Annotated in this window: 20 protein-coding genes; 8 read left to right on the forward strand and 12 right to left on the reverse strand. The window is 44.6% G+C overall.

Annotated elements, in window-relative coordinates; genetic code table 11:
- Positions 1–19 precede the first annotated feature (19 nt).
- From rimJ to AACQ79_RS03410, 6 genes are all read right to left on the reverse strand, one after another.
- Positions 20–601 (reverse strand): ribosomal protein S5-alanine N-acetyltransferase, encoded by a 582-nt coding sequence (gene rimJ, locus AACQ79_RS03385; RefSeq protein ID WP_170898414.1) that lies wholly within the window; start codon positions 599–601, stop codon positions 20–22.
- A complete protein-coding gene (gene tyrR / locus AACQ79_RS03390; protein ID WP_013856782.1) occupies positions 598–2,142 on the reverse strand; it encodes a transcriptional regulator TyrR in 1,545 nt (514 codons plus the stop codon). The genes rimJ and tyrR overlap by 4 nt, the downstream gene beginning before the upstream one ends.
- Positions 2,143–2,264: 122 nt before the next feature.
- On the reverse strand, positions 2,265–3,290 hold the full coding sequence (locus AACQ79_RS03395; RefSeq protein WP_170898416.1) for a YcjF family protein: 1,026 nt from the start codon (positions 3,288–3,290) through the stop codon (positions 2,265–2,267).
- Positions 3,287–4,666 (reverse strand): YcjX family protein, encoded by a 1,380-nt coding sequence (locus AACQ79_RS03400; RefSeq protein ID WP_170898418.1) that lies wholly within the window; start codon positions 4,664–4,666, stop codon positions 3,287–3,289. Before AACQ79_RS03400 ends, AACQ79_RS03395 begins: the two co-directional genes overlap by 4 nt.
- 145 nt (positions 4,667–4,811) lie before the next feature.
- Entirely contained in the window at positions 4,812–4,997 is a 186-nt protein-coding gene (locus tag AACQ79_RS03405; protein WP_010320694.1) for a hypothetical protein, read from the reverse strand.
- Positions 4,998–5,100: 103 nt separating this feature from the next.
- Positions 5,101–6,621, reverse strand: coding sequence for a fumarate hydratase (locus AACQ79_RS03410; protein WP_010320695.1), 1,521 nt, complete (start codon positions 6,619–6,621; stop codon positions 5,101–5,103).
- Between the two features lie 176 nt (positions 6,622–6,797).
- On the opposite strand from AACQ79_RS03410, the gene pabB reads away from it, so the two are divergent.
- The 4 genes from pabB to AACQ79_RS03430 all read left to right on the forward strand — a co-directional run bounded on the left by pabB (position 6,798) and on the right by AACQ79_RS03430 (position 11,902).
- Positions 6,798–8,189, forward strand: coding sequence for an aminodeoxychorismate synthase component I (pabB, locus tag AACQ79_RS03415; protein ID WP_170898420.1), 1,392 nt, complete (start codon positions 6,798–6,800; stop codon positions 8,187–8,189).
- 67 nt (positions 8,190–8,256) lie between these two features.
- Positions 8,257–8,886 (forward strand): CoA pyrophosphatase, encoded by a 630-nt coding sequence (locus AACQ79_RS03420; RefSeq protein ID WP_170898422.1) that lies wholly within the window; start codon positions 8,257–8,259, stop codon positions 8,884–8,886.
- 299 nt (positions 8,887–9,185) lie between these two features.
- Complete coding sequence (locus tag AACQ79_RS03425; RefSeq protein WP_017047579.1) at positions 9,186–10,439, forward strand: aromatic amino acid transport family protein; 1,254 nt, start codon at positions 9,186–9,188, stop codon at positions 10,437–10,439.
- Between the two features lie 101 nt (positions 10,440–10,540).
- Positions 10,541–11,902 (forward strand): L-serine ammonia-lyase, encoded by a 1,362-nt coding sequence (locus AACQ79_RS03430; protein WP_013856773.1) that lies wholly within the window; start codon positions 10,541–10,543, stop codon positions 11,900–11,902.
- 96 nt (positions 11,903–11,998) lie between these two features.
- On the opposite strand, the gene AACQ79_RS03435 is transcribed toward AACQ79_RS03430, so the two are convergent.
- A complete protein-coding gene (locus tag AACQ79_RS03435; protein ID WP_170898891.1) occupies positions 11,999–15,736 on the reverse strand; it encodes a M66 family metalloprotease in 3,738 nt (1,245 codons plus the stop codon).
- A gap of 620 nt (positions 15,737–16,356) precedes the next feature.
- Between AACQ79_RS03435 and AACQ79_RS03440 the strand changes: the two genes are divergently transcribed.
- Positions 16,357–17,556, forward strand: coding sequence for an HNH endonuclease signature motif containing protein (locus AACQ79_RS03440; RefSeq protein WP_170898424.1), 1,200 nt, complete (start codon positions 16,357–16,359; stop codon positions 17,554–17,556).
- A gap of 96 nt (positions 17,557–17,652) precedes the next feature.
- Here AACQ79_RS03440 and queD read toward each other — a convergent pair whose 3' ends face one another.
- Complete coding sequence (gene queD, locus AACQ79_RS03445) at positions 17,653–18,012, reverse strand: 6-carboxytetrahydropterin synthase QueD (protein ID WP_010320709.1); 360 nt, start codon at positions 18,010–18,012, stop codon at positions 17,653–17,655.
- Positions 18,013–18,317: 305 nt separating this feature from the next.
- Here queD and AACQ79_RS03450 point away from each other — a divergent pair, with 305 nt between their 5' ends.
- The 3 genes from AACQ79_RS03450 to AACQ79_RS03460 all read left to right on the forward strand — a co-directional run bounded on the left by AACQ79_RS03450 (position 18,318) and on the right by AACQ79_RS03460 (position 22,049).
- A complete protein-coding gene (locus AACQ79_RS03450; RefSeq protein ID WP_170898427.1) occupies positions 18,318–19,949 on the forward strand; it encodes a methyl-accepting chemotaxis protein in 1,632 nt (543 codons plus the stop codon).
- A gap of 154 nt (positions 19,950–20,103) precedes the next feature.
- Positions 20,104–21,504: an asparagine--tRNA ligase gene (gene asnS, locus AACQ79_RS03455; RefSeq protein WP_026028293.1), complete on the forward strand. Its 1,401-nt coding sequence runs from the start codon at positions 20,104–20,106 to the stop codon at positions 21,502–21,504.
- Between the two features lie 245 nt (positions 21,505–21,749).
- Positions 21,750–22,049, forward strand: a complete 300-nt coding sequence (locus AACQ79_RS03460; RefSeq protein WP_017043621.1) for a hypothetical protein — start codon at positions 21,750–21,752, stop codon at positions 22,047–22,049.
- Positions 22,050–22,114: 65 nt separating this feature from the next.
- Here AACQ79_RS03460 and AACQ79_RS03465 read toward each other — a convergent pair whose 3' ends face one another.
- The 4 genes from AACQ79_RS03465 to AACQ79_RS03480 are packed head-to-tail and all read right to left on the reverse strand — an operon-like array spanning position 22,115 to position 25,151.
- A complete protein-coding gene (locus AACQ79_RS03465) occupies positions 22,115–23,188 on the reverse strand; it encodes a protein-glutamate methylesterase/protein-glutamine glutaminase (RefSeq protein ID WP_017044770.1) in 1,074 nt (357 codons plus the stop codon).
- 34 nt (positions 23,189–23,222) lie between these two features.
- Entirely contained in the window at positions 23,223–23,741 is a 519-nt protein-coding gene (locus tag AACQ79_RS03470) for a chemotaxis protein CheD (protein WP_013856765.1), read from the reverse strand.
- Positions 23,741–24,619: a CheR family methyltransferase gene (locus AACQ79_RS03475; RefSeq protein ID WP_170898429.1), complete on the reverse strand. Its 879-nt coding sequence runs from the start codon at positions 24,617–24,619 to the stop codon at positions 23,741–23,743. The genes AACQ79_RS03470 and AACQ79_RS03475 overlap by 1 nt, the downstream gene beginning before the upstream one ends.
- A complete protein-coding gene (locus AACQ79_RS03480; protein WP_228209078.1) occupies positions 24,603–25,151 on the reverse strand; it encodes a chemotaxis protein CheW in 549 nt (182 codons plus the stop codon). The genes AACQ79_RS03475 and AACQ79_RS03480 overlap by 17 nt, the downstream gene beginning before the upstream one ends.
- Position 25,152 lies beyond the last annotated feature (1 nt).

The raw sequence follows: 25,152 nt of genomic DNA on the forward strand, positions 1-25,152 counted from the left end.
CTTTTAAAACGATAACCCATTAGCTTGGGCGCCAATCAGCATTAACCAATGCTGTTAGGTTGTGATCTTCCCATTGGCCATCAATGAGCAAATAATTTTTAGCGTGACCTTCGGCCTGAAAGCCCATTTTCATCAACACCACTTCACTGCGTTTGTTGATTGGCATATAACCAGCCATGATACGGTGTAGGTTTTGTACCTTAAACATGTAGTGGCACGCCATTTTTAATGCACGGCCCATGATGCCTTTACCTTGTGCATTCTTCGCTAACGAATAGCCGAGATTACAAGCATAAAATGGAAAGCGTGAGAGGTTACTAAACGAAATGGTGCCAAGCATGTCACCACTGTTAATATCGATGATGAGCAAATAATAGCCTAATTGCATTTTATGCAGCTCACCAAGTTTAATCAGCCGCTGTGCCCAACCGTGAGCCTCAAAAAACGCCGCTTCTCGCTTAGGTTCCCAAGGCCGTAAATGTTCACGATTACTCGTAAAATAGGCGGCGATCATCTCCGCATCTTCAAGTTTTGCGGTTCGCACTAAAATATCATTGTCCACTTCATACACTTGGGACAAGGTGCTGCATGACTGCATCAATTTTTCCTAATTCCGTAGTCGCGTAGCTTATTGGCGATAGAGGTGTGTGATACGTTTAAACGCTTAGCCAACTTACGGCTTGAAGGGAAAGACTGATATAAACGTTCCAAAATTTGAGATTCATACTCTTTCATGATGTCATCTAATGAGCCATCAAGATTGACATGGGTATTGCCAGTATGAACGGTTTCAAGCTGCGGCAGATGGAAGAGGTCCACTGTTAACTGATTATCAGACATCTCCGTTAGCGCCCTGAGCACCATGTTGTCCAACTGTCGTACGTTGCCTGGCCATTGGTAATGAGAGAGCTGATCCGCCAAATCTTCCGCTAGTAGTGGTTTGACCATACCCATTTTCTTAATGTGTTTCGCCACGAACAGTTCAAGCAATGGCTGAATGTCGTTAGACCGCTCACGCAAAGTAGGAATACGGAGAGTTAACACATTCAGACGATAAAAAAGATCTTCACGAAATGCGCCTGATTCGGCTAAATCCGCCAACTTGTGACGCGTCGAAGCAATCACACGAACATTAACATGAACTTCATGCTCCTCACCAACGCGGCGGAATGTACCATCTTGCAAGAAGCGCAGTAGTTTAATTTGTAAATGGGGGCTCATCTCCCCGATTTCATCGAGAAAAACAGTACCGCCATTCGCCTGTTCAAAAATACCCTTGTGACCTTGTTGATGATTAAATGACCCTGGCGCATGACCAAACAACTCCGTTTCCGCAACATCATCCGGCATTGAAGCACAACTCAGAACTAAGAAAGGAAAGGAGGCACGGTGAGAGCGATTATGACAAGCCTTGGCCAACATCTCTTTACCCGTTCCGGTTTCGCCTTCTATAAGCAAAGGTTGATCAAGCATTGACAGCTTCTTAGCTTGGCTAATGAGCGCTTTATGGCGGTTAGAAACTCCGACAAAATGTTCAAAACCAAGGTTATTGTGTAAGGGCAAAGCATCATCGACGACGCCGCTAGGGCTTTTAGAACGAATCATCATCATGGTACTCGCCAAGGTGGATTCTTTCGACTCACCCGTAATATAAACAGGCATCATCTCCATCAGATAATCGAGACCATCGTGCACGATCTCCTCACGTTGTCGTGCTTTGTTGCCTTCAAGCCAGCGTGATAGGTTAAAGAAAGGTAATAATGCCGAAATGGGCTGCCCTATCACCTCTTTCTCTGTTTTATTAAACAGCGATAGTGCTGAATAGTTTGCCATATCAACAAACCCTTTCAGATCAATCGCCAGCACAGCATCAGGCACGTTGTTGAGTAATGAAATTAACTCGGTGTTATGCCGCTCCATGGGCATGAATTGAATTTTCCGAACATCTTTTACGCCAGAAATTCGGCGAATTTCAGCCATCAATTCACTGAATGTTTCAAAATCAATGTCAGGGCAGTTGAGGTAAATAATGCCGATGACATCGATTTCAATCCCACGCAAATCAATGTTTCTCGATGCAAGAATATCGAGCAGTTCTCGGGTTAGGCCGAGTCTATCTTCACAAGAGACTTCAAGACGCACTTAAAAATCCTAATAAAAAGTGTCAGGAAAAGTTGACAGTAGTTTCTATCAAGCCTTGTATGGCGTCAAGTTATCTCATGTTTTGAGGTTCACATTCGGGCATATTATTTGATAAATGTTGCTTATTTCACCGTAAGCGCGGCGATTCTTACGACGATCTGTTTGCGAATCGCCCCTAATTTTACTTTTCTGTCTGGCTGCCATGTCATCGGCCTGAGCAGTGCCATGGCTTTCAAACCAAGACGAGCGGTCAATATTCCCACTCCTAAACCTTGCCCTGCCCGCGCGGATACTTTTCCGGCTAAATCCATAGAAAGGAGATCCATACTGGCGTCGATGGCGAGTTCGCTGGCACCTGCCGCTGCCATATTAACCAATACGGACTTAAATAAAGAGAGACGAGACCAGTAACCCAATGACACTCCATACAGTTTTGCCAGTTGATCAATCATAGTGAAATTACGCCATGCCACTAACAACATATCTGCGATGGCTAAAGGGCTAATTGCCACTAAAGCTGCCGCTTCTGTTGAATATTGTGAGACGATTTGGGTTGCTTGTTTATCTTGTTCACTCACCACCATAGCATCGTACATATCGAGTATTTCAGCATCGCTGTGTGAAGCATTAACGCTGTTTAACCAACGATCATAGGCTGGACTTTCGGTTTTTATGCCACTTTGTTTAGCTAGAGCTTGGCAGAACGCGAGCCCATGACCAACGCTGTCGGTTTGCATAAGCTGTTCGCTTTGCTCTTGAATACTAAAATGATGGCGAAGTGCTCGTAACTTCCACAGCTCTTTGATTAAGGTACTTAAGCCTAACGATGCCAAACCAGCAATAAATCCCGCCCAGCCTAATGCTAACCAGTCCGCTGATTGAATCGCCGTGATAACTGAATCGATAGCTTGCCAACCGATTAAACCTGCAAAGCTTATAACTAATGCCGCAGCTCGCCATCTCCGACCTTGTGGTGGACGAATGATTTGCTCCAACTCTTTTTCCGCAGCACTCTCTTCATTGCTGATCGGCATTGGAATGAAGGCTTCATTATTTTGAAATTGCTGTTGAGCCGTAAGCTCTGGCGTACTCTTCTGTTGTGGTTCTAATTTTTGATTAAAGATTTGCTTGGTTTTTAAATCACTCATTTCAGCTTATCTCCAATTAAATATTCCAACGCTTTATCTAAACGGATATGAGGGCAAGGTTCATCACAGCTAAATGCTCTTGGTTTAAAACTGGTGAATTCAAACCCTTGATGGTGCCAATACTCTTTGTTAGGTAACTTTTTCGGCACATCGCCGGGAAAAATGGTCAAAGTTTCGCCATCGAGAGTCACACCTTGTAAGGCTGGAATGGTGCGCTCACCGCTATCAATAAAACCCGCTTGTGTGGCCTGTATCGATGCCATACTGATGCAACTCATCTCAATATTCTCATAGGCGGCGCTTTGCCAAGCAGGATGAACCATCTGCTGCAGTAACGACACCAAATGCGGGTGTTGTTCAGGGGTGACATGATCCGCTTTGGTTGCTGCAAACAGCACTTTGTCTATCTTGGGTGCAAACAGACGCTTGAGTAAACCATTACGACCATAACGAAAGCTATGCATAATCTGTTCAAGCGCACGACGCATATCCAAAAAGGAGCCGTAGCCATCATTGAGTGGAGATAAACAATCGACTAACACAATCTGCCGATCAAACGTGGCAAAATAATTTTTGTAAAAAGCTTTCACAACCTTGTTTTGGTATTCTTCATAGCGTGCTTTTAACATGCTGTAATTACTATTGGGAGCAGGCTTGTCTTCACCGTACGGATTACGGCATGGAAAAAACTGCAGTACAGGCGCACCTTCTAGCTCTCCCGGCAACACAAAACGCCCCGGTTGCACCCAATGCAAACCGGCATTTTTACACGCGTGCAAATACTCCGTAAACAGCATCGACAGTGAAGCAAGCTTTTGCTCATCGGTATCATGCGTTACATCAAGTTTAGCTAACCCCTCAAGCCACGGCTCGGCTAATGAGGAACGTAGCTCACTTAGCGCTGAAAACTGCTGTTCTGACCACTGTTCATAGGTCATTTCGAGCAGAGGCAGATCCAACAGCCATTCCCCCGGATAGTCGATAATATCGAGATAAAGTGTGGCCGTGTGACCAAATAATTTTTTACTGCGCTTTTTAGGTTTGTATTTGATCGCTAGGCGAATTTCGCTGACGTCACGAGTGGGCACAGGCCAATGTGGCGGTTCGCTGTGTAACTGTGACATCGCTTCATCGTAAGCAAAGCGTGGAACCATTAAGTTAGTTTGAGGGACACGTTTTGCACCCACAATGCGTCGGTCACGCGTTGCGGAAAATAGCGGTAAATTATCATGGGTAGAGGTGTGCAGTAATTGGTTCACTAAGGAGGTAATAAAAGCCGTTTTCCCCGCTCGCGATAACCCCGTGACAGCAATTCGAACATGCGAATCTAATCCACGGTTAATTAAATCAGTCATTTCTCGACGAATGTGCTTCATTCACTCACTCCACTTCATTTGATGACGCTACTTTATGTGTATTCACCTTAATCAGAGATGAACAAAAAGCCCCTGACAAGAATCAGAGGCTTAGGCTTTTTTGGCCAAAAAAATCGCTGTTCTGTGTTGAGCTGCTCACATCGGCTCAATCATCTTCTATTAATTTATAAATCACAAACAATGCAGCCTCAAGCATCACCCATAACACGCAGGTGATTGTGACGTACTTATCATCGAAGATGCTGATGCCATGTAGAATAAGGTCATAGCCGAGGAAAACCCCAACCACAATAGCGATAATAATTTGTAATATTTTAATAAAACGAGGCATCTACCCTCCTAGTTTTGCAAATGAGCATTTCAATTATCTACTGATTTATAGACGATAACTGCAGCCTAAGCTGCAGTTATCGTGAGAACGCGATGAGATCAGATTAAGCTTTCTTTTGAGCTTCGGCAATCTTCACTTTCCATGTGTCTGGGCCTATTTGGTGAGCATTCGCGCCACGCGAGTCCACCGCAACCGTGACTGGCATGTCTTCAACTTCGAATTCATAAATGGCTTCCATACCTAAATCTTCGAATGCCACCACGCGTGCTTTCTTAATCGCTTTCGCCACTAAGTAAGCCGCGCCACCCACCGCCATCAAGTAGACCGCTTTGTGGTTTTTGATTGACTCCACCGTCGCAGGTCCACGCTCTGCTTTGCCTATCATCCCCATAATGCCCGTTTCATCAAGCATCATGTCGGTAAATTTGTCCATACGTGTCGATGTGGTCGGGCCTGCTGGACCAACAACTTCATCACCCACCGCATCAACGGGGCCAACGTAGTAGATAAATTTACCTTTAAGATCGACACCTTTAGGCAGCCCTTCGCCATTTTGCAACATTGCTTGGAGTCGTTTATGTGCGGCATCGCGGCCGGTTAAAATCTTACCGGAAAGAAGAAGTGTTTCACCGGTTTTCCACTCTTGAACCTCTTCTTTAGTGACCGCATCAAGGTTGACGCGGCGCGCGCTTGCTCCTGCGTCCCACACAATTTGTGGCCAATCTTCTAGCTTTGGTGGTGTAAGTTCAGCAGGGCCCGTGCCGTCTAGCGTAAAGTGAACATGGCGGGTCGCCGCGCAGTTAGGGATCATACAAACAGGTTTAGACGCGGCGTGAGTCGGCGCTGTTTTGATTTTTACATCCACAACGGTGGTTAAGCCACCAAGCCCTTGCGCACCAATGCCTAAACGGTTCACGCGGTTAAAAATATCTAACCGCAGTTCTTCTTCCGCATTTTGTGGACCACGATCAATCAGTTCTTGAATATCGATATGCTCCATCAGTGATTCTTTAGCAAGCACAGCCGCCTTTTCCGCGGTGCCGCCAATACCAATGCCGAGCATACCCGGAGGACACCAACCCGCCCCCATCAAGGGTACGGTTTTTTCTACCCATTCAGCAATGTCATCGGAAGGATTAAGCATTACCATCTTGGTTTTGTTCTCACTGCCGCCGCCTTTGGCTGCGATTTGAATGTCGACTTTATTTCCTGGCACCATATTGATATGAACGACAGCAGGCGTATTGTCTTTAGTATTAATACGCTTACCAGCAGGATCCATTAATATAGAAGCGCGCAATGGGTTATCTGGATTGGTGTACGCTTGACGAACTCCTTCATCAATCATTTCTTGCACCGTGAGATCAGACTCCCATTGCACATTCATACCAATGTTGACAAAACAGGTTACGATGCCGGTATCTTGGCAAATGGGTCGATGCCCTTCTGCTGACATGCGCGAGTTAATGAGAATTTGTGCGATCGCATCTTTCGCAGCTTGGCTCTCTTCTCGATGATAAGCCTTTTCTAGTGCTTGAATGAAGTCCAGAGGGTGGTAGTAAGAGATATATTGAAGAGCGTCAGCGACACTGCTGATCACATCCTGCTTGCGAATTACCGTCATTGCGTGCCTCGTTATTGTTATGCTTCCCTTGACTGTTGCGTGTTCCTCATTCAATAAGCGGTAAGCTTCTCAGCAAAAAATCAACTTATTGATGTGATTCAATCAAGTAGCAGCTTTTAATTTGCATTTTATGATACTCTTGCTTTACTCAACACGCCATGCAGTGATCGGTCTCTTTGTCACAAATTACGCAAATGAACAACAACGAATTCAATCATATCCAAGTTAACGCACTGACTTACCATGTCGATCTCGCTCACCAATTGTTTTCTAAAATCGAAGACTGCCCGTGGGCTATGCTGTTGCGCTCCGCCTCTAAGACGCATATCGATAGCCGTTTTGATATTTTAGTCGCTGAGCCACTGGCCACCTTAGTGACACAAGGGGATAAAACGACGGTATGCGAACCGCAGTCTCGTTATGATTCTCAGGCAGACCCATTCCAACTGCTCAAACAGTTGCAGCAGCAGTATTTGCCCGATGTTCAAAGCGATATAGACCTTCCTTTCGTGGGCGGTGCACTCGGTTATTTTGCCTATGACTTAGGGCGGCAGATAGAACGAATTCCAACGCTTGCTGAGCACGATCTATCCACACCTGATATGGCGATTGGTCTCTATCAATGGGCTGTGGTCGTTGATCATTTGCACCAAGCCGCCTACGTGGTGGGCAATCATATTGATGAAGCATGGCAGTGGCTCAACACTCAGAACTCCAAAAACAACGGCCATTTTGTATTACGCTCTGATTGGCAATCCAACATGAGTAAAGAGAGCTACCAACGGAAATTTGAGCAAATCCAGCACTATTTGCTCAGTGGTGATTGTTATCAAATCAACCTTGCACAGCGTTTTCAAGCGCATTATGAAGGCAGTGAATGGCAAGCTTATCAAAAACTGGAAGCGTTTAATTGCGCACCATTTTCGGCTTTTATTCGCTTAGAGAAGTCAGCGATTTTGAGTGTCTCTCCCGAACGTTTTATGCAGGTCAAACACAACATCATCGAAACTAAGCCGATAAAAGGCACTCGACCAAGAAGCGATAACCCCAGCATTGACGCCGCTAACGCGGCAGACCTTGCTTGCGCAGAAAAAGATCAAGCAGAAAACTTGATGATCGTTGACCTACTACGAAACGATGTTGGCCGTGTGGCAAAACCGGGGTCTGTACATGTGCCTAAGCTGTTCGATATTGAAAGTTTTCCTGCCGTGCATCACCTTGTGAGTACCATTCGCGCAGAACTTGATTCCACCTATTGCGCGGCCGATCTATTAAGAGCCAGCTTCCCCGGAGGCTCAATTACTGGCGCACCAAAAGTACGTGCAATGGAAATTATTGAGGAATTAGAGCCTCACCGCCGTAGCGCTTACTGTGGCAGCATAGGCTATATTAGCCGCCACGGGACAATGGACAGCAGTATTGCTATCCGAACTTTGGTGGCAGAAAAGCAACAACTGCACGTTTGGGCTGGTGGCGGTATTGTTGCCGATAGTCAGTGTGAGCTTGAATATCAGGAGACACTGGATAAACTGAGCCGCATTTTACCTGTGCTTGAACATTCTCGTTAACCTTTCCAAGGTTTATTGAACTAGGCTAAAAAAAGAGATAGATGCAAAATTCGAGTAGGTAACGAAAATGAAGAGAAACAGCGTACAGACTGCGACCCCCTTGACAAAAGATCGGCTTATCCAGCGCTTTCAGTTGCAACAACCTGTGCCTTATTATGAAGAATCTATCCGTCGTGTGGCACACCTTGCTCCTCAAACCTTGCGTAAGGCTTCGGTGTTAATTGGTTTTGTTGAGAGGCCAAATGGCCTAAACGTAGTATTAACCAAAAGAGCTGCGCACCTTAAACATCATCCAGGACAAATCAGTTTTCCTGGCGGGAAATATGAGGAAGTCGATGGCTCACTGCAGATCACTGCGCTTCGTGAAGTAAGAGAAGAAATTGGAATTCTAGCAAACGACATCACTATTTTTGGGCAACTGCCTGAATTGGTTACCGTCAGTAAATTTGTAGTGACGCCCTTTCTTGCTTTTATCAACCCCAATTACAAGGCCATTATTGATACCAATGAAGTGGACGAAATATTTGAAGTTCCCGCCCACCACCTGTTTGATCGAAACAAACTCTATAGCGAATTATTTCAAGTAAAAAATCAACGACATCGCGTTTTCGCCATCCCTTATCAACATCATTTTATTTGGGGGATGACAGCGCAGATCATTCATGTTTTGCAAAAACAAGTTATTCAACCTCATTAATATTCAAACTATTCAACCATAAGTTTAAATAACACGGATGATTATTTTTCCTTATCCCGTCCAAAAGCAAACGTTTGGCATGAATAAATGTTAATCGAAGCATTATATTGATAACTTTTACTAATCCAAATCATTAACATTACTCACATGTAGCACGCCATTTTCGTGATCAAAAATGGGTTTTTGACATATCATTCAATAAGCCAGAACGTTACATGATTTAGATCTAGTTTTCGAATGAGAAAATTATGCAAAATGCGCTCGACTTATTTCCTGTTCCCAAAAATGAGTAATACAATATGAACACAACAACTTCGTCGGCATCTGCCGTACAATCCTCTAGCAAGTGGACTTATAAAGATTTCACTTGGTGTCTTTCACTTTTTGGTACAGCCGTTGGTGCCGGTGTACTTTTCCTTCCAATTAAAGCTGGTGCGGGTGGTTTTTGGCCATTAGTAATGTTAGCCCTAATTGCGGCGCCAATGACTTGGTTCGCACATAAAGGCTTAGCTCGCTTTGTTCTTTCTTCAAAAAATGTTGATTCTGATATTACTGACACAGTAGAAGAGCATTTTGGTAAAACTGGCGCAAACCTTATTACGTTCGCATACTTTTTCGCCATCTACCCTATCGTTCTTATCTACGGCGTTGGTATCACAAACACCGTTGATTCCTTCCTTGTTAACCAAGTTGGCATGGAATCGATTCCTCGTTGGTTACTTTCTGGTGCGCTGATTGTGGCAATGACGGCTGGCGTAGTATTTGGTAAAGAGCTGATGCTAAAAGCAACGTCTGCCATGGTGTATCCATTGGTTTTCATTTTATTAGCACTTTCTTTCTACCTTATTCCAGAGTGGAACACCTCTATGATTGAAGTCGCACCTGATTGGTCTGCGATGCCAACCATCGTTTGGCTTGCAATTCCTATCATCGTGTTTTCATTCAACCACAGCCCAATCATTAGCCAGTTCTCTAAAGAGCAACGCCTACAACATGGTGACAACGCGGTTAAGAAAACCGATATGATCACTGGTGGCTCGGCCATGATGCTGATGGGTTTTGTGATGTTCTTCGTGTTCTCTGTTGTGCTGTCTCTGTCGCCAGAGCAACTCGCGTTAGCAAAAGAGCAAAACATTTCTGTGCTTTCTTACCTAGCAAACATCCATGAATCACCAATCATCTCTTACATGGGTCCTCTTGTTGCCTTTGCAGCGATTACCTCTAGCTACTTTGGTCACTTTTTAGGGGCACATGAAGGCCTAGTTGGTTTGATTAAATCTCGCTCAAATAGCTCAGTAAGCAAGATTGAAAAAATGTCACTGATCTTCATCGTGTTGACAACTTGGATCGTAACGATTGTAAACCCAAGCATCCTAGGCATGATTGAAACCATGGGCGCACCGATGATTGCTGGCATCTTGTTCCTGCTGCCTGTATTTGCAATGCACAAGATCCCTGCAATGGCGAAGTTCAAGACTTCAGCACCAGTACAGATTTTCACAACTATCTGTGGTCTTGCTGCTATTACTTCTGTAATCTACGGCGCTCTTTAATCTGGTGGTTATATCAACCGTCATGAATACTGCATACAGAACATAACTATAATAATGAGCCTCCCTCTTAGCTAGGGGGGCTTACTTTTGAGGTAATCGATATGATTAGTGTATTTGATATCTATAAAATCGGTGTTGGTCCTTCAAGCTCACACACAGTGGGACCAATGAAAGCGGGTAAAGAGTTTATTGATGATTTACGTTCAATGGGAAAATTGCGCGACATCACTAAAATCACCGTGGACGTTTATGGTTCATTATCACTGACAGGGAAAGGTCACCACACAGATATCGCTATCATCATGGGTCTTGCTGGTAATACCCCTGAGAAAGTTGATATCGATGCTATTCCAGGCTTTATCGCACGCGTTGAAGAAACCGAGCGTCTTCCCGTTGGTATGCACTGTCATACCGTATCGTTTCCTAAAGAAGGTGGAATGAATTTCCACAAAACGAATTTGTCCTTGCACGAAAACGGCATGCAGATCCACGCGTGGATCGATGATGAGGTCGTTTACTCAAAAACCTACTACTCTATCGGCGGTGGTTTTATCGTTGATGAAGAGAACTTTGGTAAAGAAAAAGAGAACCCTATTAAAGTTCCTTATGTCTTCACTAGCGCTGACGAGATGATGAACCAATGCAAAGAGAGTGGTCTTTCCATCAGTACACTGGTTATGGCTAACGAAAAAGCACTGCATTCTGATGAAGAAGTTCGTACTTACTTTGCCAATATTTGGAAAACCATGCGCGAATGTATGGACCGCGGTATGAATACTGAAGGTATCTTACCAGGGCCTCTTCGTGTTCCACGCCGAGCAGCAGCACTTCGTCAACAGTTAATGACCTCAGAAAAAACCACCAACGACCCAATGGCGGTCGTTGACTGGGTAAACATGTACGCTTTTGCAGTGAACGAAGAAAATGCCGCGGGTGGGCGTGTGGTGACAGCACCTACTAATGGCGCATGCGGTATTATTCCTGCAGTGTTAGCCTATTATGATAAATTCATTCAGACCGTTACTGAAAAAGACTATATCCGTTACTTTGCCGCCTCTGGCGCTATCGGTGGGCTTTACAAACGTAACGCTTCTATTTCTGGTGCGGAAGTGGGTTGTCAAGGTGAAGTAGGTGTTGCCTGTTCGATGGCAGCCGCGGGCCTTGCAGAACTGATGGGTGGAAGCCCCGAACAAGTTTGCATGGCCGCTGAAATTGCGATGGAGCATAACTTGGGCTTAACCTGTGACCCTGTCGCGGGACAAGTACAAGTGCCTTGTATCGAGCGCAATGGTATTGCTGCAGTGAAAGCGATCAACGCAACGCGGATGGCGCTACGCCGCTCATCGGCACCTCGTGTTTCGCTTGATAAAGTGATCGAAACCATGCTTGAGACAGGTAAAGATATGAACGCCAAATATCGTGAAACGTCCCAAGGTGGTTTAGCGATTAAAGTCGTTTGCTAACGAGCACCTATCTATTTAAAAACCTCGTTCATTAAAACTTAACGCCACTCGCTTAACAGCGAGTGGCGCATTTTACCTCACGATCCAGTGAGGAACTTAAAACTGACCGAGATATTCCCAGTTGCTGTTGGTTGGATTGGGATCGGTTGGGTAAGGGAAATAACCGTACTTAGTCACTTTCAAGCGGTAATAATGATAGCCGCCACGGAAAGCGTATTGATAAATATCGTTCACTTGACCACGCTGGCCATCACTACCCCACACGCCCATCGCATCTTGTTGATACCACTCCAGTAACGAACGTTCAAAGATTGCTAAATCACGATTTAATTCCGAAAGATAAGCTTGAATGGTGCTGTCGCTGCCAAGGTAAACCCAATCTAGGTTTGACTCTCCGAGCATCGGGAAAGCTTCCCCCTCTCCTGGGCGTTTTTGGATAAAGTAATGGTTTTCACCATCGATTTGCCCAACAAACACCGCATTTTGCGCCTTATCCCAAGTGGTTGAGGTACGCTCATCCCATGTCAATAAGCGAGATACACCAAAATAGCTTTGTACACGCGCTTCAATGCTCACACCAGCCGCTCTATTGAGCTTGATTGGGTTGAAAGCAAAGTTCACATAGCGATCTGCCGAACCTAGGTATTTCCAACCTTGATTACTGGTTTGATCGGCCGGGAATGCGCCAGCATCTACCATACGCATTACAAAGTAATCACGCATGCCCGTTTCTGGGTTCGGGTGGACATACAATGCCCCCGCTCGGCGCTCCGCTTTCGTCACGCCATTGTTTAGAACGCCACGCCCATAGTGTTCGGCCACAAAAGCATCAAACTCAGCGATCGTCGCAAAATCCGTGTTCAGCAGAGTTTCATTCTGCGCGAAGGTTGGTGTCATATCGACCACTTGGCTGTAACCGTACTCTTGGCCAATGATGATTGGGCCTTTGAGCTTATCCAGCGGCGGGTTCTGATCTGGCGTCATTCGAGTCAGTTCTGTTTCACCACCGCGATCCGAACAGTGCAAGCTCACTTGAGTTGGTACTCCATTCTCCATCGATAAGTTAACGTGGAACTTGTTACTTTCATTGCCAGCGTGGCGAGAAGCACTCAATCGCACCTGTTCGCGGATCCCATCTGCAAATTCAACATCCAACTGACACTGGCCCTGAACCTGGTAAGTAGGACGCAACACTTCATCGCCACGAATGGCATAGCGCCACGTTTGGCCATTTTTATGCATCACACCTGCAACCTGTTCACAGTGATTACCAACGACAAATCCAGCTCCATCGTGATCATTTCCAGACTTATTGAGTGTACATAGGCTCACTTCACCGACATCGGCCGTCGGTGTGTAAGTCACCGTTCCGCGACCATACTTGGAAAGCAGTTCATACTCGCCTTGTGCAGAAGTCATGTTCACGTTGATGTTCCATGTCACATCGCGTCCAACAGAACAACGGTCGGTACTGGGTTCAACTCCACCGACAAACTGCGATCTATCGCTATTGGCCGCTTGGAAAGTAAACTTACACAAACGTTGCTGCTCACCATCTATGCGTAATGTTTGCCAAATATCGCTATCGAGCTGTGCCTGAGTCAGGTTCGCCACCGCTTGCCAACCTTCCAACTGATAATCCCCTTGCTCTGGCTGTGGCGGCTCAAACACGTTGCCATAATTCGAGTAAACCAGAGGATAGATTTGGCTAGGGTTCTCATTCTGCGGATCGTAAATCCCCAATAAAGTAACTACGGGTACGCCCACTTGCTGCGGTTTCGGTGTATCGGTTTCTACCGCTTTATAACGTTGGGTACTCTGATCCCACTGCACATAACCGCTTGGGCTGTTGCTATCAAGGTTAAAACCGTTGTTCATCCAACGCTGTGCTTTGCGCGACTGAGCCGGATGCTCCAAGGTAAAGCGGCTGATGGTGCCAACGTACTCTTGTTCACCGCCATTTTGCGCATCACGCAGGAAACGGAAAGCATCTTTAAACGGCGGTACAATATCGTCACCTTGCTGTTGGGTGTAGACATCGCCTTTCCAGTGCAGGTTACCGATAAAGCGTTGCTGGAACGCATCCCAACCCCAGCCAGATTCCATATCGTGAATCGACGCCATATATGGGTAGTGGCCAAGCCCATAGTTATGGCCCAGTTCATGGGACCATTCATTGCCGGTAGTATTTTGCAGGGTTACTTTACCGCCACCGCCACTGCCGCCATGAACCACAACTTGAGCTAAATCTGTACCTTCTTTGGTATACACCCCGACGTTGGTGTGTGCGGTAATGTGGTTGTAGCGGCGGTTGTATTGCTGCGAATAACCCGCACTACTCACAATGCCGACGTTGGCGTTGTTAACACCTGTAGAGACCAACGCTTTACCGATCGCTTCACGCATATCGCCGCTGTGCCAACCACCCGTACTCGCACTCTTATCGGTGTACACCACACCATTTGGCATAGTGACAACAGGGAAATAGGCAGGAGTGTAGTCAGCCATCACCAATTTAGACGCGGGTATTTTTTGGAAATAATCCGCGGCCAAAGTTGGAAGATTTTGAATCATCGTATTGTGGTTACGCGGTTGAGTCAGCATGCCCATGTCGATATTTTGAATCACCAACTCAGGCGCACCACCAAACTGGATGTCTCCTTGGCTGAGCACACCTTCACGGCCTAAGTTGTCGGTCAAGCGCAGTGAGAGCTCCGGCTTCATCCAGTTCCATTGCAGCGGCAGTGACCAAGCGTGATGAGAGAACACCACCTTCATACGACCATTGTCCGGCTGATCCGAGGCTGCTAATGCACTCGGTGGTAGCATTAATGCGCTGTGAACTAATTCGCCATCGAGGAATACTTCGGCGCGGACTTGGTTAATCTCTTCCCCTTGTTGCGGGGTAAACAGCAGCATCGCTTCACGGTTCATGATCACGTCCAAATGACCTTGACCAGTTAACTCATTGCTATTCGGCGCGACTGATGTATGGGTTTGAGTAATGCCCAACCCACCCTCTAAACTGCCTTGCAAATGGTTCGGGGTTGGGATTTCATCGGCAAAACCGACTCGAGCATCTTGAGTAGTAAAGCGCACTACCTTGGGCTCAGCACAATCCACTGGATTACACGAGTTCAACACCATCTCATATGATGTGCCTGGCTTAAGGTCACCGATAAAAAAGCCCGCAGAAACCGAATCATAGCGGCGAACATCCTTCGCATCACTCAAATTGGTTAAGGTGAGCTGAGTCTTATCGGCTTCATTTTGCCCAAGCCAGTCAAATGACACACCGACATCAGACAGGCTCGAGACGGTTAACGAGGTAATCTCTGGCTTCACTAACGCACCACAATCAGAGGTTTCGGTACGATAGATGACATCACGTTGCCAGATGTAGCTACCATCGGCGCGCTTAGACCCGTGTGCCGCAGGAATGTATTCGACAAAGCAGCCTTGCTCGTCCGATTCGTAAACACCAAATTCGCGGCTCATCAGATAAAAACCGCCGTCGTACACCATGAATTCCCAACTCTGATCGACAAAATCGATCACATTGCGATAAGGCGTATCATCGCCACTTTGATAAGGTATAAAGGGGAATTGCAGATCATTTTTGTAACTAAGCCGATAATCGAAGCCTTTATAGTGGATCCAACGCTCACCGTTGCGTTCAAACACCCCTTCTCCACGTTCGGCGGTCGCTTTAATCGATTCTAACCGCTCGACGATTTTTTCCCCGATCTGGATCAAGGTGAGCTCATTTTGCGCCCAAACGGGTGCGCTTCCCAGTAGCCCTGCTACCAGAAGCGTTAATGGTTTCTTATTCATCATTGGATTGCTCATTTTAGTTTATAGTGACGTGCCTGAATTTCAGCAGCAGCAACCCACGAAATCTGCGCTGGTTAAGCAACAATCGATTCCGGATATAGACAACTGGGTTACCGATTCATTATTAGTTACCTAATTTCATTTCGATAGAATCACTATGTCCGTAACGAGATAAGGGTTCCAACCCAATGAGGTTGATGTCTTGAAAGTGAGAATTCACGCGAAAAAGTGCGCAACGAAAATACATACAGAAAATAAATAATTTTATTAAAATCAATCACAAACAATGATACTTAAGAATATAACACGCACACCGAAAGAGAATGATTACGATTGTTCATGAGCATTGAGAGGATTAAGCGATCAACTTTTTTGGCAATTTTATCGCACAGATATTGACTAAACGGCAGCGTGTCAGTCGCGGTAAGAAAAGAGATTGTATATATGCAGACTGCGTAGGTTTTTATGAACACCTTTTTGCACAGCCTTCTGAACGTGAGATCTCCTGCATAAATAATGAAACATCACATACATAACAAATTAAAATGCGATATAGGTTTAATTTATTGACTGAGCAAATGGTTATCTTAGTTGCGATTTAACCATCCAATGAGAAAATTATGACAACGAAAATTTCATACCTTATCCTACTGGCACTGCTTTGCTCTCCCCTTACCAGTGCGCAGACAGAAAATAGTAACGCTGAGCAACCATCAAGCCATGTGACATGTCGCGCTCACAACCTGACTCTGAATTTAACCACCGATCAATATGCTTCTGAAACAAGTTGGGAAATAAAAAACAGCCTCTCACAGATTATTTATGCGAGTAATAATTACTCAGACTCCACATCTTATAGCCAAGAAATATGCTTATCGGATGGTGAATATCAATTCACCATCCATGACAGTTATGGTGATGGTATTTGCTGTGGCTCTGGCAATGGCCTTTATTCCTTAGCCAAAGGCTCGGAAATACTGGCCTCTGGTGGAGAATTTCAATACAACCAATCAAACAGCTTATTACTTGGTGAATCAACACCTCCCGCTAACCATGACTATTATCAAGCCGCGATAGGAAAAACAGGTTTTGAACTAAAAACGGCCTTATACAACATCATAAAGAATCATAATAGCCGCGGTTATTCCGCAATTTGGACACTATTACAAAATGCAGACATAGATAACTACTATGAGAATGACGGTTCAATGTTAGATATCTATTCTGAGAAACCTGACAACAACGACAGTGTTAGTTTTACTAAAGTCAGCGATCAGTGTGGTCAGTATCGACGAGAAGGCGATTGTTACAATAGGGAACACTCATTTCCTAAAAGTTGGTTTGGGGGCAGCGTTGAGCCAATGAATTCCGACGGTCACCACTTGTTTGCCACTGATGGTTTTGTCAATGCAAAACGCAGTAACTGGCCATTTGGCGACGTTGGTCATATCACTTATACCTCAAGCAATGGTTCAAGACTTGGCAGTGCAAGCAATACGCTAGGTTATAATGGCACCGTATTTGAGCCTATTGATGAATTTAAAGGCGATCTAGCGCGCGCCTATTTTTACATGGCAACCCGCTACGAGAACCGTATCGGCAGCTGGCAAGGAAATACTGACAACGCTGATGCCATACTTGATGGTACTAGCACGGTGGTTTTTGAAGCTTGGGCTCTGGCTATGCTAAAGCGTTGGCACCAAGAAGATCCTGTGAGTGCTAAAGAACGCCAGCGCAATGACGCCGTTTATCAATTTCAAGGTAACCGAAATCCCTATATCGATCATCCTGAATATGTAAGCCAAATTTGGGGTTATTAGGCTCTTTATTTTGGGTAAGTAGATAGGCGCGATAGTAGTGCCTATCTACTTGTTATTTATTGTTTATTGTTTATTGTTGGGAATTATCTGCTGGTATTAGCCTTTATAAATACAACCCGCCGTGCAGGTTTCTTTAATTTCAACTTTGCTGAGCAGTGGTAAGCTTGGCTTTAATTGTTGCCAAATCCATTTCGCAAGCACTTCACTGGTTGGGTTCTCTAACCCTTCAATGTCATTCAAGTAATAGTGATCTAAACGATCATAAATAGGTTTAAATATCGCTTTAATTTCAGAAAAATCAATCACCCAACCAGTATGAGGATCGACCTCACCTTCTACATACAGACGAACTAAAAAAGAGTGCCCATGTAAACGGCCGCACTTATGCCCTGCAGGTACATGAGGTAAGCGATGCGCGGCTTCAAACATAAACTCTTTGTATAATTCTGTTTTCATCTTGGTTCTCAAGCTTTTAAAAGAGAGGCAATACTAAGGAATATAGACTCACGAAACAAGTTTCTAGACAGCTTTGTTTACATTGCAAGACAGATGAAACCGTACAATTTATCACGGTGATACAACGGAAAATCCCACGCCTTTGAGTGATATTTTAAGCATTAATAGGGAATCATGACGTGCCACATCACATTTGTTAAACCTATAATATGTATAGGGTCACACTCCAAAGACTACAACTTTTGCACTAGTGCATATTAACGCTATATTTACACTGTCACCCTCTCAATAATAATAAAATTATCATGAACTCAACAATTACGTCTAAATTGCTACTTACGCTCATCACCGTTTTTGCTTTTGTATTAACGGTGTCAACGAGCTATCAATATATACAACAACGTGACCTTCTCAATTCGGTGTTGAGCGAGCAGTTACACGATAAAGCGAGTAACTACTTTGATAGCCTCAATATGATGATGTTGACTGGTACCATGGCTCAGAAAGAGACCTTACGCCAAAAGGCACTCGCGCAAGATGGTATTGAACAGGTGCGAGTATTACGTTCAGAGGCGGTCAGTAAACTTTATGGTCCTGGAAAAGAAAATCAAAAGCCAATGGACGAGATAGATAAACGCGCACTGGCCGGGGAAACCGTCATTGAACCATTCAATGCTTCCTGGGGGAAAGGATTGGTCGTCGCCTTACCGATGAAATCAAGCCTAGATTACCGAGGCACAAACTGTGTATCTTGTCATATGGTGGAAGAAGGAACCGTTTTAGGAGCTATTCGTCTTGAATATAACCTGAGCCATGTAAACCAAATGATCAGTACTCACACTGTCATTGCCGTTATTATTATGGCTTCCATTGCCTTTATCGGATTTATGATCACGCTTTTTTTGATCCGCAAGATGATTGTTCGCCCTATCCAGCATACGTCACGATTCATGTGTGAAATCAGTAAGAGCAAAGATTTATCAAAACGACTTATCAGCACCAAAAAAGATGAACTCGGACAACTCGCGATCTCCATCAACTCTTTAATGGACACGGTTTCGGACAGTTTGGCAAAAGTGCAAGAAACCTCTCATTCGCTTGCCGATTCAGCAAACCAGCTAACCGACGTAGCACAAACAACTAACCAAGCGGCAAAAAATCAGCAGCGTGAAACCTCTGACGTCCAGCTAAATATTGAAGAGATGCAATCTCAACAACAGACGGTTAATCAAGCTACCGTTGATGCATCAAAGCTTATCAAACATACCGCTAACGTCGCTCAACAAAGTGCACAGCAAGCACATACAGCTAGCTCTGATATCAAAGGTTTAGTGAGCGATATCGAGTCCGTGAAAGATAAAATTTCTGAACTTAATAATCAGACAGGGCTGGTTTCCTCCATTCTTGAAACGATTAAAAGTATCGCCGAACAAACTAATTTGCTGGCTTTAAACGCGGCGATTGAAGCAGCACGAGCGGGTGAACAAGGAAGAGGCTTTGCGGTCGTGGCCGATGAAGTGCGAAAACTCGCCTCACGAACGGCAGAAGCGACTGGAAACATTGAGAAAATCATCGCTCAATTCCAACGTGACAGTGAAACATCGCTCACCTCAGTTGATTTGGTCTGCTCACATGCGCATCAACGTTCAAATGAAGTCGAAGTTTTATCTTCCGCAATGAGTAATGCCGTACAAGAGATGCAGCAGGTGCTTGATCATGCAAACAATATTCAAGATCAAACACGAACGACCACACAAGTCAGCCAAGAAATTCAAGGGAAGATCGAAGTCATTACTCGACATGCTGATGATACGTCTCAATCGGCAACGCAAACCCGAGAAATCAGCGTCAATTTAAAACAGCTATCGCAGCGCTTAGAAACATTGATGAATCAATTTACGCTTTCTGCTAAGAATTCGGCCACGAATCGACAATAAAGGTTGATGCGAACGAATTGACAGGTAATATGTGCCATTGAATTAAAAAGTAATAAGCAACCCAATGTTTCGCTTGTTTTTTGTCCACTTTATAGAGTGAGAATACCTTTGAACATTGGGTTGAATTTTTACCTCAATGGAGACTATATCAAACATGACTTACGCGCCTGTAACAGACGTATTGAGCGGTAAGCTGGCCGTTGACAGTGAAGTGACTGTCCGAGGCTGGATTCGTTCTCGTCGTGATTCCAAAGCTGGAATCTCTTTTCTTGCCATTTATGACGGCTCTTGTTTCGACCCGATTCAGGCCGTGGTCCCTAATAATCTGAATAATTACAATGACGAAGTGCTAAAGCTCACTACTGGCTGCTCTGTCGAAGTAACAGGTAAGATTGTTGAGTCCCCTGCTTCTGGTCAAGCATTTGAACTTGCAGCAACTGAGGTGAAGGTTGTTGGCTGGGTTGAAGATGCTGAAACCTACCCAATGGCAAAAACTCGCCATTCAATTGAATATCTTCGTGAAGTGGCGCATCTTCGCCCACGTACCAACGTGATTGGCGCAGTGGCTCGTGTACGCAACTCCCTTTCTCAAGCCATCCACCGCTTTTACCACGAGCAAGGTTATTTCTGGATGTCAGCGCCGCTGATTACCGCTTCTGATGCAGAAGGTGCGGGTGAGATGTTCCGTGTTTCAACGCTGGATTTCGCTAACCTTCCTCGTACTGAGCAAGGCAATGTCGATTTCAATGAAGACTTCTTCGGCAAAGAGACATTTCTTACAGTTTCAGGACAGTTAAATGCCGAAGCGTATGCTTGTGCATTAAGCAAAGTGTACACTTTTGGCCCAACGTTCCGTGCTGAAAATTCAAACACGAGCCGCCACCTTGCAGAATTTTGGATGGTAGAGCCAGAAGTCGCGTTTGCTGATCTAAACGATGTCGCGAAACTGGCTGAAGATATGCTGAAGTATGTCTTCAAAGCCGTTCTTGAAGAACGTCGTGATGACCTTGAGTTTTTTGCTTCGCGTATCGACAAAGAGGCAATTACTCGTCTTGAGCAGTTCGTTAATTCAGATTTTGCGCAAGTAGACTATACCGATGCGGTGAAGATCCTAATCGATTCAGGTCGTAAGTTTGAATTTGATGTTGAATGGGGCATTGATCTTTCTTCTGAACACGAGCGCTTCCTTGCTGAAGAGCACTTCAAAGCGCCTGTGATCGTCAAGAACTACCCTAAAGACATTAAAGCATTTTACATGCGTCTAAACGACGATGGTAAAACTGTCGCTGCAATGGATGTTCTTGCCCCTGGTATTGGTGAAATCATCGGTGGCTCTCAACGTGAAGAACGTTTAGATGTTCTTGATGCGCGTATGATTGAAATGGGCATTGATCCTGAACACATGAGTTGGTATCGCGACTTACGTCGCTACGGTACTGTACCGCACGCGGGTTTCGGCCTTGGCTTTGAGCGCTTAGTATCCTATGTGACCGGTATGGGCAACGTGCGTGATGTGATTCCTTTCCCACGTACACCACGCTCTGCAAACTTCTAAAAATCAAACACGATTTTTGTAAAAACCACCGACGTTAAACCCGGTGGTTTTTTATTTCCCCAACAATCAGTGTTCACTCTCAATAACAATAGAGTGAATTTCAAATAAACATGAGATCAAAATCACCTCAATTTCATCTTCCTTTGTTACATTTAGTTCAATTACATGATCATGTTCACTCTATTGTGCTATGCAACCGAGTTACATTAACCACGTATTCAGATCGATCCATGACGAGAACTTATATGAAAAAAAATGATGTAGATAATTTGCAGTACAATGGTGAAACAAACGGTGTTCATGGCTGGATGACCCCTTCTGGTCAACCTTACTACTGGCATCCTGATTGGCTTCATATCGCAGAAGATGCTACTGGCTTAAAGCCTAAACAAGCGTTAGATGTGGCAGAAAATGAGCAAGCAACAAAAAAACATGCCGTGTCGGCTATTTTGAAGCATATCAATCAATGGGCTTCAGAAAAGCTCGCCGAACACCCTGAAATAGAAACCGAAGCCATCGAATCTCAAATTGGCTTAAAAAAGTAACTACTACGACTTGTTGGGAGCGTCTCAACAAGTCGGTTTCAACTAAAAATAAATGAAGATCTGATCTATAAGTGCCTCGATGAAGCTCGTTGCAATATTTCCTGCGCTATTTGATTGAGTGGTAGCACCGAACAAGCACCACCACGTTCGATTGCCTCTTTGGGCATACCAAAAACGATACAGCTTGCTTCATCTTGTGCAACTGTATAGGCACCGCTCTCTTTCAACTCATGCAAACCTCGTGCACCATCATCTCCCATTCCCGTCAAAATAAAACCGACAGCGTTAGGGCCTACATGTTTTGCCGCTGAGCGAAAAAGTACATCGACTGATGGTTTATGCCTGTTAACTGCGGGGCCATCTTTGATTTCAACTTGATAATGTGCACCACTTCGATTCAGTTGCATGTGACGGCCACCTGGAGCGATCAATGCCAACCCCGGAAGAACTCGGTCGCCATTCTTTGCTTCCCTGACCTCTATTTGACAAAGCCCATTGAGCCGGTCAGCAAACATCGCAGTAAATTTTTCGGGCATATGTTGCACGATAACAATCCCCGGAGAGACTGCTGGCAATGCTGTTAAGATCGCTTCTAAAGCTTGTGTCCCACCTGTAGATGTGCCGATCACTACCACTTTTTGTGTGGTTTTCAATGTTAATGTCGGGTGATTCGGATTCGGCATTGTTTGCTGTACTTTCTTGAGTACATGAGGTTTGGGTTTAACAATATTTTCTAGCTTTGCTTGTGCAGCGGCGCGCACCGCACTTAACATTTCCTGCCGACTTTCTTGTAGAAAATCTTTCAACCCTGCTTTGGGTTTAGTGATAATCGTCAACGCACCCGCTTGCAATGCTTGCATAGTCACTTCCGCGCCACGTTCCGTCAGTGTAGAACAAATGATGACTGGCGTCGGATGCTCCGCCATCAGTTGCTTAAGAAACGTAATACCATCCATACGAGGCATTTCTACATCTAAAATAATCACATCTGGCCATTGAACAGCCATTTTTTTTTGAGCGAATATGGGATCAGAAGCGGGAGTAAGCACTTCAATATCAGGTTCATTACTCAACAAAGCGCTGATCACTTGCCGAACAACCGCGGAGTCATCCACGATTAATACTTTTATTTTTTTCATGTAATGCCTCTATAAATCGACACTCAATGGCTGATTAATAAGCTACCTCTCTTGCAGAAGATCGCCCATATTGAACCCAAACATCACCATTTTGGACATCAAAAAATACTTTACGATAACGCTTTCCACCCACATCATTGCGGCTTACTTGAAAACCGTGCTCTTTCAGTAACTGCATACCCAGTCGCACATTTTGTTGTGCAACATTTATCGAAGCGACTTTGCTGTAGTGACCTGCAAACATAGTGCTACCTCCAAATACTTTAACAACACATTCCTTAGGATTGATTTGATGTCGTCGACACTGAAGGGAAAAGTACGCCACAACATCGCTAGCATAATAGCCTTCAGGTTGTTTGGCCTCTTCACCTAGGGCGGATCGCTGGCTCAACAGATAATGGCACATACCCACTAACTGCGTTTTTGGATGCCATAACGTAATGGCAACGCACGAACCCAGCAGCGTATGAATCCAACCTCTGTGATGACCAAAGAATATCTCGCCAGGCATCAAGTTCAGAGCCTCTGTTTTAGGTAAAAATTCGTTCGCCATTAATCACGAATCCCTCGTTTTTGATAGATAGACGGCTGCAGTAATTGCAAGTCATCGCAGTTGAGTCCGTTTAATGTTTCAGAGTGGCCTATTAATAAAATACCGCCACTTTTTAATCGGTTCGTAACGTTACTGATGACTCTTTGTTTGGTATTTTGATCAAAATAAATCATAACATTACGTAAAAAAATAAGATCAAAGTGACCAAGTTCATCCAACTGATTTTGTAAGTTCGCTAATCCGAATTTTACTTTTTTCCTTAATGAATTAATGATTTTCAATGTGTCATGCTTGGTATCAATGCCTTTTCGGCAATACGTTTTGAGATAGGCTTTCGGTATATGTTCATGGCGTAGCATCGGATAAATACCTTGTGATGCAATTTGCAACACTTGACTATTGATATCGGTACCAACTATTTGCCATTCTCCTTGGTAACGGCTGTCTAATAACATTGCCAGAGAATAAGCCTCTTCACCTGTCGAGCTTGCTGCGCTCCAGCAACGGATCTGTTTTTTCCCCCATACAGTGAAGAGATGGTGCTGGATATAAGCAAAATGGGCCTCTTCTCTGAAAAAGTACGTTTCGTTGGTGGTCAGCAAATTGATGGCTCGTTGCTGTTCAAGTTTACGTACTTGCTGATCGCTAAATTTCGTCAAATACTCAAAATAGTCCCGATATGAACTTATACCGAGCTCTCTTAAGCGCCCGCTTAAACGCCCAACCACCAACGCTTTCTTACTGGGTGTTAGTGCGATACCTGCAGATTGATATATCCAGCCACGATACAACTCAAAGTCTGCATCACTGATGATGGACATTTGCTCCATGGCTGAATTCCCAAGTTGCTGAGATTTGTGCTTAACTTGCAAGTTCATTCTGCTCTTTGACCTGTTCCATCATGGCCAACTCTTCAACAGATAGGACTTTATCCTCCGCTAAAATAATGACAAACTCTTCATCGAATTGAGCCATACCACAAATAAATTCGGTCCGGATCTTGGTACCAAAATTAGGGGCAGGCCTCATAAACTTACTTGATATTTCAATGACTTCAGAAACACTGTCAACCATAACACCTAGGTCTTGACGCTGTTCTTCATTCGTCACTTCGATAATGACAACACAAGTCTTTTTATTCACTTCTTGCGGTTTAAGATAAAAACGCCGAGCTAGGTTGACGACAGGTACCACTTCACCACGCAAGTTAATAATGCCTTGAATGTAGTCAGGCATCATTGGCACCTGAGTTACTTTGCCATACTCTAATATTTCCTTAACATGCAAAATCGCAAAGGCGTACATTTCACCATTGAGCTGAAATGTTAAGTACTGTTGATCTTGTGCTAATTCTGTATTGGACTTAGCCAATATCATCGAGTTAGCCTCAACCGGGATAAGATTAGCCACA

Origin of the sequence: Vibrio sp. 3-2(1), assembly GCF_963887575.1 — a bacterium.
Lineage (GTDB): Bacteria > Pseudomonadota > Gammaproteobacteria > Enterobacterales > Vibrionaceae > Vibrio > Vibrio anguillarum.

Excerpts from the sequence above, each read along its gene's own strand:
- AACQ79_RS03395 (WP_170898416.1), bottom strand. The coding sequence starts at position 3,290 with ATGAGTGATTTAAAAACCAAGCAAATCTTTAATCAAAAATTAGAACCA.
- AACQ79_RS03400 (WP_170898418.1), bottom strand. The coding sequence starts at position 4,666 with ATGAAGCACATTCGTCGAGAAATGACTGATTTAATTAACCGTGGATTA.
- AACQ79_RS03405 (WP_010320694.1), bottom strand. The coding sequence starts at position 4,997 with ATGCCTCGTTTTATTAAAATATTACAAATTATTATCGCTATTGTGGTT.
- AACQ79_RS03410 (WP_010320695.1), bottom strand. The coding sequence starts at position 6,621 with ATGACGGTAATTCGCAAGCAGGATGTGATCAGCAGTGTCGCTGACGCT.
- AACQ79_RS03420 (WP_170898422.1), top strand. The coding sequence starts at position 8,257 with ATGAAGAGAAACAGCGTACAGACTGCGACCCCCTTGACAAAAGATCGG.
- AACQ79_RS03425 (WP_017047579.1), top strand. The coding sequence starts at position 9,186 with ATGAACACAACAACTTCGTCGGCATCTGCCGTACAATCCTCTAGCAAG.
- AACQ79_RS03430 (WP_013856773.1), top strand. The coding sequence starts at position 10,541 with ATGATTAGTGTATTTGATATCTATAAAATCGGTGTTGGTCCTTCAAGC.
- AACQ79_RS03435 (WP_170898891.1), bottom strand. The coding sequence starts at position 15,736 with ATGAATAAGAAACCATTAACGCTTCTGGTAGCAGGGCTACTGGGAAGC.
- AACQ79_RS03440 (WP_170898424.1), top strand. The coding sequence starts at position 16,357 with ATGACAACGAAAATTTCATACCTTATCCTACTGGCACTGCTTTGCTCT.
- queD (WP_010320709.1), bottom strand. The coding sequence starts at position 18,012 with ATGAAAACAGAATTATACAAAGAGTTTATGTTTGAAGCCGCGCATCGC.
- AACQ79_RS03450 (WP_170898427.1), top strand. The coding sequence starts at position 18,318 with ATGAACTCAACAATTACGTCTAAATTGCTACTTACGCTCATCACCGTT.
- asnS (WP_026028293.1), top strand. The coding sequence starts at position 20,104 with ATGACTTACGCGCCTGTAACAGACGTATTGAGCGGTAAGCTGGCCGTT.
- AACQ79_RS03460 (WP_017043621.1), top strand. The coding sequence starts at position 21,750 with ATGAAAAAAAATGATGTAGATAATTTGCAGTACAATGGTGAAACAAAC.
- AACQ79_RS03465 (WP_017044770.1), bottom strand. The coding sequence starts at position 23,188 with ATGAAAAAAATAAAAGTATTAATCGTGGATGACTCCGCGGTTGTTCGG.
- AACQ79_RS03470 (WP_013856765.1), bottom strand. The coding sequence starts at position 23,741 with ATGGCGAACGAATTTTTACCTAAAACAGAGGCTCTGAACTTGATGCCT.
- AACQ79_RS03475 (WP_170898429.1), bottom strand. The coding sequence starts at position 24,619 with ATGAACTTGCAAGTTAAGCACAAATCTCAGCAACTTGGGAATTCAGCC.